This is a genomic window from Streptomyces sp. NPDC006197 (assembly GCF_040613865.1).
Taxonomy (GTDB): Bacteria; Actinomycetota; Actinomycetes; order Streptomycetales; family Streptomycetaceae; genus Streptomyces.
Window position 1 is genome coordinate 19,021 of the sequence record NZ_JBEXSZ010000101.1, and the last position, 11,188, is coordinate 30,208.

At 71.5% G+C, this 11,188-nt stretch carries 10 protein-coding genes; 7 read left to right on the forward strand and 3 right to left on the reverse strand.

Annotation, left to right across the window (positions count from 1 at the left end; genetic code table 11):
• Positions 1-19: 19 nt before the first annotated feature.
• From hisG to ABZ318_RS27030, 4 genes are all read left to right on the forward strand, one after another.
• Positions 20-868 carry an ATP phosphoribosyltransferase gene (gene hisG / locus ABZ318_RS27015; protein WP_356905071.1) on the forward strand — a complete coding sequence of 283 codons (849 nt, stop codon included), beginning with the start codon at positions 20-22 and terminating at the stop codon, positions 866-868.
• A 56-nt stretch (positions 869-924) separates the two neighbouring features.
• Complete coding sequence (locus ABZ318_RS27020; protein WP_356905072.1) at positions 925-1,377, forward strand: PH domain-containing protein; 453 nt, start codon at positions 925-927, stop codon at positions 1,375-1,377.
• A gap of 241 nt (positions 1,378-1,618) precedes the next feature.
• Positions 1,619-3,175 carry a hemolysin family protein gene (locus tag ABZ318_RS27025; protein WP_356905073.1) on the forward strand — a complete coding sequence of 519 codons (1,557 nt, stop codon included), beginning with the start codon at positions 1,619-1,621 and terminating at the stop codon, positions 3,173-3,175.
• A complete protein-coding gene (locus ABZ318_RS27030; protein ID WP_356905074.1) occupies positions 3,172-4,224 on the forward strand; it encodes a hemolysin family protein in 1,053 nt (350 codons plus the stop codon). The genes ABZ318_RS27025 and ABZ318_RS27030 overlap by 4 nt, the downstream gene beginning before the upstream one ends.
• A 58-nt stretch (positions 4,225-4,282) precedes the next feature.
• On the opposite strand, the gene ABZ318_RS27035 is transcribed toward ABZ318_RS27030, so the two are convergent.
• Positions 4,283-6,202: an AAA family ATPase gene (locus ABZ318_RS27035; RefSeq protein WP_356905080.1), complete on the reverse strand. Its 1,920-nt coding sequence runs from the start codon at positions 6,200-6,202 to the stop codon at positions 4,283-4,285.
• Between the two features lie 320 nt (positions 6,203-6,522).
• Entirely contained in the window at positions 6,523-7,152 is a 630-nt protein-coding gene (locus ABZ318_RS27040) for a hypothetical protein (protein ID WP_356905075.1), read from the reverse strand.
• A 225-nt stretch (positions 7,153-7,377) separates the two neighbouring features.
• Here ABZ318_RS27040 and ABZ318_RS27045 point away from each other — a divergent pair, with 225 nt between their 5' ends.
• Positions 7,378-8,781 carry a peptidase C39 family protein gene (locus tag ABZ318_RS27045; RefSeq protein WP_356905076.1) on the forward strand — a complete coding sequence of 468 codons (1,404 nt, stop codon included), beginning with the start codon at positions 7,378-7,380 and terminating at the stop codon, positions 8,779-8,781.
• On the opposite strand, the gene ABZ318_RS27050 is transcribed toward ABZ318_RS27045, so the two are convergent.
• A complete protein-coding gene (locus tag ABZ318_RS27050; RefSeq protein ID WP_356905077.1) occupies positions 8,729-9,862 on the reverse strand; it encodes a tyrosine-type recombinase/integrase in 1,134 nt (377 codons plus the stop codon). The genes ABZ318_RS27045 and ABZ318_RS27050 overlap by 53 nt on opposite strands.
• A 565-nt stretch (positions 9,863-10,427) precedes the next feature.
• On the opposite strand from ABZ318_RS27050, the gene ABZ318_RS27055 reads away from it, so the two are divergent.
• Entirely contained in the window at positions 10,428-10,868 is a 441-nt protein-coding gene (locus ABZ318_RS27055) for a hypothetical protein (protein WP_356905078.1), read from the forward strand.
• 90 nt (positions 10,869-10,958) lie between these two features.
• A partial coding sequence (locus ABZ318_RS27060; protein WP_356905079.1) for a transposase occupies positions 10,959-11,188 on the forward strand: 230 nt, incomplete at its 3' end.

Consider the following 11,188-nt stretch of genomic DNA (forward strand, 5'->3'; position numbering starts at 1 on the left):
GGCAAAGGAAGCTCACCCCATGCTGCGCATCGCCGTCCCCAACAAGGGTTCCCTCTCCGGACCTGCGTCGGCAATGCTCCATGAGGCCGGCTACCGCCAGCGCAAGGAGTCCAAGGAGCTCGTGGTCATCGACCCCGACAACGAGGTCGAGTTCTTCTACCTGCGGCCGAAGGACATCGCGATCTACGTCGCCTCCGGGAAGCTGGACATCGGCATCACCGGCCGTGACCTGCTCCTGGACTCCGGAGCCAGCGCCGAGGAGATCCTCGCGCTGAACTTCGGCCGCTCCACCTTCCGCTACGCCACCCGCCCGGGCACCGCGAACGGCCCCGAGGACTTCGGCGGCATGACGATCGCCACCTCCTACGAGGGCATCGTCGCCAAGCACCTCGCCGACCAGGGCATCGACGCCTCCGTCGTCCACCTGGACGGCGCCGTCGAGACCGCGATCCAGCTGGGCGTCGCCCAGGTCATCGCGGACGTCGTGGAGACCGGCACCAGCCTGCGCAACGCGGGCCTGGAGGTCATCGGCGAGCCGATCCTGACCTCCGAGGCCGTCGTCATCCGCCGCCACGGCGCCTCGGACGACCACCCGCAGGTGCAGCAGTTCATGCGCCGCCTCCAGGGCGTCCTGGTCGCCCGCTCGTACGTGATGATGGACTACGACTGCCGGGCCGAGCACCTGGAGCAGGCCGTCGCCCTCACCCCGGGCCTGGAGTCGCCGACCGTCTCCCCGCTGCACAACGAGGGCTGGGTCGCCGTCCGTGCGATGGTCCCCGCGAAGGAGGCGCAGCGGATCATGGACGACCTGTACGAGATCGGCGCCCGCGCCATCCTCACCACCGCCATCCACGCCTGCCGCCTCTGACGGCCCGCACGCCCACCAGGCAGCTCCAGGCACCTTCAGGCACCGAGGAACCCCCGATGTCCCAGACCGCACCGCCCGCCCTCCCGGTCACCTTCCGTCCCGGGCGCACCCGGGCCGTCCTGCTGACCATGAGCGTCGCGATCTTCGTGGTCATCACCGCCGTCGCGATGATGCTGGAGCGGCTGGGACCGGGGGAGCGCGCCAGCTTCGTGTTCACCGCCGCGTTGCTGTCCGGGGTCCTCGTCCTGCTGAGCCGCCCCAAGGTCGTCGCCGACGACGAGGGCGTCACGGTCGTCAACATCGTCAGGACCCGGCGCCTCGCCTGGGCGGAGATCCTCAAGGTCAACCTCCGCCCCGGCGACCCCTGGGTCTTCCTCGACCTCAGCGACGGCACCAGCCTTCCGGCGCTCGGCATCCAGCCCGGCATCGCCAGGGAATCGGCGATCCGCGACGCCCGAGCCCTGCGGGCCCTCGCGGACAGCCACGGGACGGGCTCGGAAACCCACTGAGACCCTGAGCCGGACCGGGGCGAACCCCGGTCCGTCCCCCATCCGGGGCCGACCCCCTGCCCCTCGGGGCGTTCACGTGACTACTCTGGAGACGGTGGTGCCGAGCGGCACCACCGTCTCGCGTGTGCAGGGCCGCTGCCGCGGCCCGCGAGACCACCCTTCGACCCGAGGAGTGACTCCCTCCAGCAATGGACGGATCGTCCGGTAGTACCTGCGCCGCCCCCTCCCCGGAGGCGGCGGCATGATCATCTCCCTTCTGCTGCTCTTCGCCGCCTTCCTCCTGATCCTCGCCAACGGCTTCTTCGTGGCCGCCGAGTTCGGTCTCGTGACCGTCGAGCGCGCCGAGGCCGAGCGGGCAGCGGCCGACGGCGACCGGCGTGCCCGCACCGTCGTCACCGCGCTGCGCGAGCTGTCCTTCCAGCTCTCCGGCACCCAGCTCGGCATCACGATCACCTCGCTGGTCGTCGGCATGCTCGCCGAGCCCGCGCTCGCCGGGCTGCTGCATGGGCCGCTCACCGCGACCGGACTGCCCGAAGGGGCCGTCTCCGGGATCTCGGTGGTGATCGGCATGCTGCTCGCCTCCGCCGTCCAGATGGTGGTCGGCGAGCTCGTCCCGAAGAACTGGGCGGTCTCCCGGCCGCTCCAGGTCGCCCGTTTCGTCGCCACCCCGCAGCGGCGCTTCTCGGCGCTGTTCCGGCCGGTGATCTCCCTGCTCAACCGGGTCGCCAACCGGCTGGTACGGCTCCTGGGCGTCGAGCCCACCGAGGAGCTGGACTCGGTCCGCACCCCCGGCGAGCTCGTCTCGCTGGCCCGGCACTCCGCCCAGGCCGGCGCGCTCGAACAGGACACCGCCGACCTCTTCGTACGGACCCTGAGCCTCGGCGGCCTCACCGCCGAGCAGGTCATGACCCCGCGGGTGAAGGTGAACGCCCTCCAGTGGGACGCCACCGCGGCCGACGTCCTCAACCTCACCCGGGCCACCGGCCTCTCGCGCTTCCCGGTCTACCGCGACCGCATCGACGAGATCGTCGGCATGGTCCACCTCAAGGACGCGCTCGCCGTCGCCCCGCACGCCCGCCTGCGCACCCCCGTCGGACGGATCGCGGTCCCGCCGCTCCTCGTCCCCGAGACGCTGCCCGTCCAGACGCTCCTGGAGCGGCTGCGCCGGGAGCAGCCGATCGCGGTGGTCGTCGACGAGTACGGCGGCACGGCCGGCGTCGTCACCCTGGAGGACATCGTGGAGGAGCTCGTCGGCGAGGTCCGCGACGAGCACGACACCGCCGCCGACGGGCGGCCCGAGCTGGCCGCGGCGCCCGCCGAGGACGGCCGTCCCGCCTGGGAGGCCGACGGCTCCTGCCGGGTCCACACCCTGCGCCGGATAGGCCTCGACGTGCCCGACGGGCCGTACGAGACCGTCGCCGGGCTCGTCGCCGACCTCCTCGGGCGCATTCCGGCCCCCGGGGACCGGGCCGAGCTGCCCGGCTGGCGGCTCTCGGTGCGCCAGGTCGACCGCTACCGCGCCGAGCGCGTACGGATCGTCAGGACGGCCCCCGACACGGACCCGGCCGGAAAGCCGGCCTCAGGCCCGGACCCGGTCGAGCCCTCCGTCCACGACGCGGACCGGGTGGGGACGTCGGTCTCCGACGTGGACTGGGCGGGGACGTCGGTCTCCGGCTCGGACCGGGTCGGGGCGTCGGTCTCCTCCGGCACGGACCCGAGCGGGGCCTCGGCCCCCGGTTCGGGGCCGGGCGCGGCGGGCGCCGCCCCGGTGCCCGTTCCTGCGGAGGCGGGCCGATGAGCACCCTGCAACTCCTCTTCGCCGTCCTCCTGGTCCTCGCCAACGGCTTCTTCGTCGGGGCCGAGTTCGCCCTCGTCTCCGTCCGGCGCAGCCAGATCGAGCCGCTCGGCGGAGCCAGGGCCAAGCAGGTCCTGCACGGCCTGGAGAACCTGCCGCAGATGATGGCCGCCGCCCAGTTCGGCATCACCGTCTGTTCCCTGACGCTCGGCGCCGTCGCCGAGCCGACCGTCGCCCGGCTCCTCGAACCGGTCTTCCACTCGATCGGCGTCCCGGAGGGGCTGATCCATCCGCTCGGCTACGTCATCGCCCTCGCCGCGGTCGTCTTCCTCCACCTCGTCATCGGCGAGATGGTCCCGAAGAACCTGGCGATGGCGGACCCCGAGCGCACCGCCCTCTGGCTCGCCCCCGGCCTCGTCGGCTTCGCCCGGCTCTGCCGGCCGGTCACGGCCGCGCTCGGGGCCTGCGCCCGGCTGGTCCTGCGGGCGTTCAAGGTCGAGCCCAAGGACGAGGTGGAGGCGGTCTTCACCAGCGCCCAGCTCGGCCGTCTCGTGGAGGACGCGGGCCAGGCGGGGCTGCTCGACCCGGTCGAGCAGGAGCGCTTGGAGGACGCCCTCGAACTGGGCAGCCGCCCGGTGACGGACGTCCTCATCGCCTCCGCCTCCCTCGTCACGGTCCCGCCGTCGGTCACCCCGCGCGAGATCGAGGAGCTGACCGTACGGACCGGGTACTCCCGCTTCCCGGTCCGCGCCGAGGGCCGGGCGACCTTGATGGGCTTCGTGCACGTGAAGGACGTCCTGGACCTGGAGGAGCGGGAGCGGGCGGTGCCGCAGCGGCTGTGGCGCCCGATGGCGACGCTCCGCGCCGAGCTGCCGCTCGACGACGCCCTCACCGTGATGCGCCGCGCCGCCACCCATCTGGCGCAGGTCGCGGACGGCTCGGGCCGGGTCCTGGGCCTGGTCGCCCTGGAGGACGTCCTGGAGATGCTGGTGGGCGAGGTCCGCGACCCCGCGCACCGCGTCCAGCCGGTCCCGGCGCGCACGGTCCGGTGACCCGAGGGGGCCCACCGGGGCTCCAGGGCCTGTCCGACCCTGATCGACAAGACACCCCCTAGTAACCCGGGGGCTCCTGCTGCGGGCCGCGGTCGACCGGACCGCGGCCCGACAGGACCTCGCCGTACGCCTGCATGAGGTCGGCGAGCCGGAGGGTGGCGAGGTCCTCCCGGCTCGGGGTCCCCGGGTATCCGGAGAGCCGCAGGTCCCGGTAGGCGCAGGACTTCTCGTACAGGGTGCGCAGGAAGCGGCCGTTGCCGAGCTCGTCGATCCAGCCCTGGTCGACGACGTGTCCGCTGATCGAGCGGAGCTCGTCGAGGGCCTCCTCGTCCCAGCCGTCCCCGTTGGCCGCCGCGAGGACCTCGCCGATGGCGGTGAGTTCCAGCGGGCGGTACGAGGGGAAGTCGACGCGGGTGGTGAACCGGGAGGACAGCCCGGGGTTGGTGCTGAGCAGCCGGTCCATGCCCTCGGGGTAGCCGGCCAGGATGACCACGAGGTGGTCGCGGTTGTCCTCGGCCCGCTTCAGGAGCACCTGGAGGGCCTCGTCCCCGTAGGCGTCGCCCTTGCTGTAGCCGGTGTTGGAGAGCGCGTAGGCCTCGTCGACGAACAGCACCCCGCCGACCGCCGAGTCGATCAGCTCATTGGCCTTGACCGCCGTCTGGCCCAGGAACTCGCCGACCATGTCGGCCCGTTGGGCCTCCACGAGATGGTCGCCGCCGAGCAGTCCGAGGGCGTAGAAGACCCGACCGAGGATCCTTGCGACCGTGGTCTTCCCGGTGCCCGAGGGGCCGGAGAAGACGAAGTGGCGCTTGGGCGGCTGGACCGGAAGGCCCTGCCCGGCCCGGAGCCGTGCCATCTCCAGCTGCGCCGAGAGCGCCTTGACCTGGCGCTTGACCGGTTCGAGCCCGACCATGCCCTCCAGTTCGGCGAGCGCCTCCGCGAGGAGCACCGGGTCGGTGGGTCCGGCCGGGAAGCGCGGCGGAGAGGGCTGCCCGGGCAGCGGGGCCTTCTGCCGTACGGTCTCCGGCGGTGTGACGGGGGCGGCCGGCGGCACCGGTTCGGGCGCGAGCAGCAGCCCGTCGCCGAGTCCGCCCGCCTCGGGCTCGGCGCCCGGCACGGTGTCCACCGCGTCCTGCCCGAGACCCCCGCCGAGGGTGCCCATCGCGACCGTCGCGAGCCCGGCCGGGTCGTCCACCCCGTCGTAGCCCTCGAAGCCGTCGTACTCGGCGATCGCCGCGAGCCGCGCCGCCGTGTCCATGAACGCCGGGTCGATCCGGTGCACGGCCCGGTAGAGGGGCAGCGCGGCGGCGCTGCGCCCGGTGCCCTCGTGGGCGCGGGCGAGCCAGTAGCGCAGCTCCTTGCGCTGCGGCTGCTCGCTGCGGCACCGCATCAGCGCGGCCGACAGGAGCGGCTCGGCCTGGCTGTACATCTCCAGGCGCACCCGGGCCATGCCGCCGAAGAGCCCGGCCTCGATGCCGAGCAGCGGGTCGTCGACGAGGGTCTCGGTGTGCCGGACGAGCTGGTCCCAGTCCTTGACGAGATAGGCGCGGCAGGCGTGCAGGAAACGCACCTGCGGGTCGGTGTCGACCGGGGGGAGGCCCGCGAGGGCCCGGTCGAGCTCCGGCACGTGGCGGCCGTCGAGCCAGTGGGAGGCGTGCGCGAGCAGCAGGTCGCGGGGGCTCTCCAGGACCGGCTGCACCCACCAGCCCAGCCAGTACCAGGAGTTGAGGGTGCGTCGGTACCGGGTCCGCTGCTCGCCGAAGCGCTCGCGGTTGCGGTACATGCGCAGCAGCGCGGTCGTGGTGTCGACCCGGAGCGCGTGCAGCCCGAGCCAGGCATCCGCCATCCCGGGGTCGATCCGTACCGCCGTCCGGAACTCGTCCTCCGCCTGCGGATACGCGCCCATCGTGTAGGCGTCGACTCCGCGCAGCCAGGCGAGCTCGGCCGGGGCCTGCGAGCCCTGCGTGCCGATGTCCATCGGGTCCCCCACAACCGTCATCGCATGGACGGGATTTGACCGCACCTGGGGGCATCGTACCTGCGCAGGGGGTGCGCGCTTAAGGAGAAGCGCATGATCCGGAAGCGGTGACCCTGGGTGAGCGTCAGGGGGCGCGAAGGGGGTGGAAGAGGGCTCGGAGGGGGCTTCCGAGGGCAGAACGAAGCCCCCGGTCACGGGGGAACAACCGGGGGCTTCGTGTCTGCGGCGGCTCCGAAAAGCCGCACATTCAGAACGTAAGACCTGTACGCCCCCTCGGTCAAGCGAAGTTGGGGGACTTGCGGAAGCGGACTTCCACCCCCTCAGATCACGGAGAGGGAGCCGTCACCATGCGTGATGATCTGGTGCGCGCCCGCTGTCACGGCCGGCCCAGGAAGCCAGTCGTACCCCTCCTGGCACTCCCGTACCAGGGTGTCGGCGAAGGGCCGGGAGGGGTCCCCGGCGAAATGGCGAGTCTCCGCCACGGTCCAGCCGTCCCAGAAGGAGGACTGCTCCGGACCGTCCCTTCGGCGTCCGCGCGCCCAGGAATCCTCGGCGGCGCGCTCCATCCACAGCAGCCACGCCAGGAACGGCCGCACCACCCGCCGGCCGGCGCCGACGCCCTCGACGAGGACCACCGGGGCCGGAGGCAGCGCCCGCGCCTCCCCGAAGCGCCGCAGCCGCCAGTCGTACGGGCGGTAGGAGGCGGTCTCGCCCCGGGAGAGCGGCTCCAGGACCTGCTCCCGCAGTCGGCCGGTCCACGCGAAGAGCTCCTCGTGGGTGGCGAGGTCGTCGAGGTGGAGGACGGGGGCGTCGCCGAGGGCGGCGGACAGCCGGGCCGTCAGGGTGGACTTGCCGGAGCCCGCGTGGCCGTCGACCGCCACCAGCCGGACCGGTCCGCAGGAGGGCGGCAGCCGGAGCAGCGCGTGGGCCGCGCGGTCGAGGTCGTTCATGGGCCCAGCGTAGGGGAGCGGGGGACCGCCGCAGGTCAGCGAGGTACCGCCGCCAGTGGTGGAGACCAATATTGGTGCGGCGACGCGAGCCGAAGTGCTGGCGGAGGCCCCGCGGAAGCCGGGATAGTGGGCCCGCGCAGCCCCGCCCGTCCACCGGTGCGGAGGCGGTACACCCTGCCTCGGCACTGTCGTACGCCCACCGTTCTCGACTGGGGGTCACCGCCCATGACCAGCTCCACCCCACGCAGAACCGTCCTCGCCGCGGCGCTCGCGGCCGCCGCGGGAACGGCCGCCGCCGCTCCCGCCACCGCCGCGGACCCCGCGACCGCCGCCTGCCCCGACCGCACCGCCTCCGACTGCGCGGCCGACGGCGCCGAGCGGGGCCACGCCCCCGCCGCCGGGCTCGTCGACAACCGCTTCTGGTCCTCGTACACGGACTGGAGGTGCGGCGCGACGGCCGGTACGAAGGCGGTCGCCGGCCTCCGGCCCGGCCTGGTCCTCGCCACCCCCGCCGGGCGCGTCGACTACACCGACCCGCACACCGGCCGCACCTCGGCCTGGGAGTACGCGAGCTGGACCTCGCCCGTCCACACCCCGGCCGTGCCCGCCACCGAGGTCATCGCCTCCTGGAACGCCGCCACCCCGCCCGGCACCTGGCTCCAGGTCGAACTGTCCGGCACGTACTCCGACGCCACCGCCACCCCCTGGTACGTGCTCGGGCGCTGGGCCTCCGGCGACGGCGACATCCGCCGCACCTCGGTCGACGGCCAGACCGACGGCAGGAGCACCGTCTGGACCGACACCTTCGCGATCGACGACGCCGCGAGCGGCCTGCGGCTGCGCTCGTACCGGCTGCGCCTCACCCTCCACCGCGCCCCCGGGACCGACCTCACCCCGACCGTCTGGCGGATCGGCGCCATGGCCTCGGACATCCCGGACCGCTTCACCGTCCCGGCCACCGAGCCGGGCCCCGACCACGAGCTGGACGTCCCGCGCTACTCCCAGAACACCCACGTCGGCCAGTACCCCGAGTACGACAACGGCGGCGAGGCCTGGTGCAGCCCGACCTCCTCCCAGATGATCGTCGAGTACTGGGGACGCCGCCCCTCCGCCGAGCAGCTGGCCTGGGTGAACCCGGCCTTCGCCGACCCGCAGGTCTGCCACGCCGCCCGCTTCACCTACGACCACCAGTACCAGGGCTGCGGCAACTGGCCCTTCAACGCCGCCTACGCGGCCACCTACCCCGACATGAACGCCGTGGTCACCCGGCTGCGCTCGCTCACGGAACTCGAATCACTGGTCCGCGTCGGCATCCCGGCCATAACGTCACAGTCCTTCCGCAAGGAGGAGCTGACCGGGGCCGGGTACGGCACCTCGGGCCACCTGATGACCGTCATCGGCTTCACGACGGCCGGCGACGTCATCGCCAACGACCCCGCTTCCCCCAGCAACGAGGCCGTCCGCCGGGTCTACCGGCGGCGCGAGTGGGAGAACATCTGGCTCCGCACCAAGCGCTACGACGCAAATGGCAAGGTCAGAGGCGGTACGGGGGGTGTCTGCTACATCTTCTGGCCGGTCAAGTCAGCACCAAGTCAGCACCGCGCACTGCGGGCGCTCGGCCTGGTGTGAGCATGTACGGCCCCACGGCCGTCTCGACGACCTGACGGCAGCGCTCCTGGCCGTCCTGCGTGAGGTGGCCGTACCGGTCCACCGTGACCTTGATCGAACGATGTCCGAGCCAGCGAGACACCTCGTGAATGGACACTCCGTTGGTCAGGGCCACGGTGGTCCATTTGTGACGCAAGTCGTGCGGGTTGTATGCGGGAAGCTCGAGCCGCCTGATGGCGCGGTCCCACGACTTGCGCAGAAGATCGGGATACGGCATTCCACCGCTGGCGTTGCGGATCGGAAGCCGGTCGATGAACGGCTCAAGGGAAGCGGGCACGGGTATGTCGCGCCACTCGCCTTCTTTCCGATGCTTCAGCGGTGCATATTTCGGTGTGTACTTTCCGGAAGCGTCCTTGTAGCGAACGACCTGCCGCCGGATTCGTAGAGTGCTGTCGCGCATGTCCTCCGGGAAGACTCCCAGAGATTCCCCGATACGAAGTCCGCAACACGTCATGAGCCATATCGCCGGAGACAGGCGAGGCCCGATCGCCTTGGCGATAGCGGTGATCTCGTCGAAGCTTGGAAGCTTCCTGTCATCGACAGGAATGACAGGGTTCTCCAGCTTCTCGGCCTGCGTCATGGGATTCACGGGAATCCGCCTGTGGCGCACAGCGTGGGAGAACATCGCCGAGAGGGCTATGTGCCGGGACTCGATGGTGTTGAGGGCCGCCCCATCCCGGCGCCAACGTGCGTACAAGCCCTCGACGTCGGCCGCGGTGACCTGCGAGATCATCTTGCTTCCGAGGTGGGGGACCACGTGGAGGCGGACGATGCGCTCGTACGACTCGAGGGTGCCGGCGGAAGCGGTCTTCTTCGCGAGCCAGTCGTCCGCGTACCGGCGGAGCGACACCTTGCCAGCGTCGGGGTCGACGTAGATGTTCTCGCGCTTGTCGCCTTCCATCTTGGTGGCGAAGTCGACCGCGTCCTTCTTCCGGGCGAACGACTTCTCCCGCTGACGCCTGGTGCGTCCGCCGGGCTCCCTGTAGCGGACGGTCCACCGCTTGCCGGACACGGCAGAACCGTTGTCGATGATTTGAGCCAACCTGTTCACCCATCTCTGCTCACACGGTCGTTGGTCGCGTTTTTCGGTGTGGGCGGTGTTGTAGTCGATGTTTCCGGCCGCGCCAAATGCCCGGGCATGTGAAGATTTGCCGACTCGGGTCCTCGCACGCAGGCGAGCGGTGAGCGGGGCGCTGAGGCGGCGAATGAGCAGCGTCTCCAGCTCGGGGGAGGCAACTCCAGAGACTCGTGGAAGGGGCGAGAAGGGGGCGTCATCCTCGGGGGCGTGAGCGCCGTTCTCCTAGTGGCCTTATGGAACGTGATCTGGCCCTACCTCGTCGGTGCGCTCGTTCTCGGCGGCAGGTGGTGGTTGTGGCGTACCGATCGGTTCATCCGGGCGGTGATCGGCAGTGGGACCGTCCAGGGGGCAGATCCGATCTCCACGGACAGGAGCCCCTCGCTCCTGACCCCGCGACCCGCGCAGTTTCAGGAGTGTGCACCAGCCGCGGCGCGATTCAGCCACTCCAACGTCCTCTGACCCGATCTAACTTTCTGTACGCGGCCCCCGTTCCGTAAGTTACTTGAGGGACTACCAACGGGGGAGACGCATGGCCTGGGACGAATGGGAGCAGCTCAAGGCGGACACGGCAGCCAACCAATCCGCGTCGACGCGCCTGAACCAGCTCGCTCCGGTGGCGGGAGGCGGCGGTGTCGGCGCGCCGGACATGGCTTCCAGCCCGGCGGCCAAGAAGGCGGCGGCGAAGGCGATCGACGACGACCTGGAGCCGGGGGTCACGAGGGACGGCAAGCACGCGTCCGAGACCACGGGGGCTGCGGTCAGGGCGTTCGGGGCGAAGGACGGCCACGGCTGGGACACCTCCGGCGCCCTGAAGCGAGCCCACGAGACGTGGGAGAAGCAGGTCAAGATGCTGCTCGGCCGTCTGTCCTCGGAGAAGCAGGCCCTCAGCGCGACCGGCGTCAGCATGCAGAACAACGAACTCGACATCGCCGCACGACTGGCCCGTCAGTCGCGGATCCAGGGCATCTGACGGGCCGGCAGACCGGTCTTACTGATCGTTTCAGAATGAGTTGAGCCGTGGGTCTTGCGCTCGACGATCTTGGTCGGCAGGGTGTCCGGCGTGCGTGCTGATCTTGTTCCGGATGACCTGTGGGAGCGGGTGGCCCCGCTGCTGCCGCCCGTCCCCGAACGGCGCCATCGCCACCCGGGGCGGCTGCGTGTTCCCGATCGAGTGGCGCTCGCCGGCGTCCTGTATGTGCTGCGGACCGGTGTCGCGTGGCGTGACGTCCCCGCGGAGGCAGTGGGCTGTTCCGGGGTGACGGCCTGGCGCCGACTGCGGGACTGGACCGA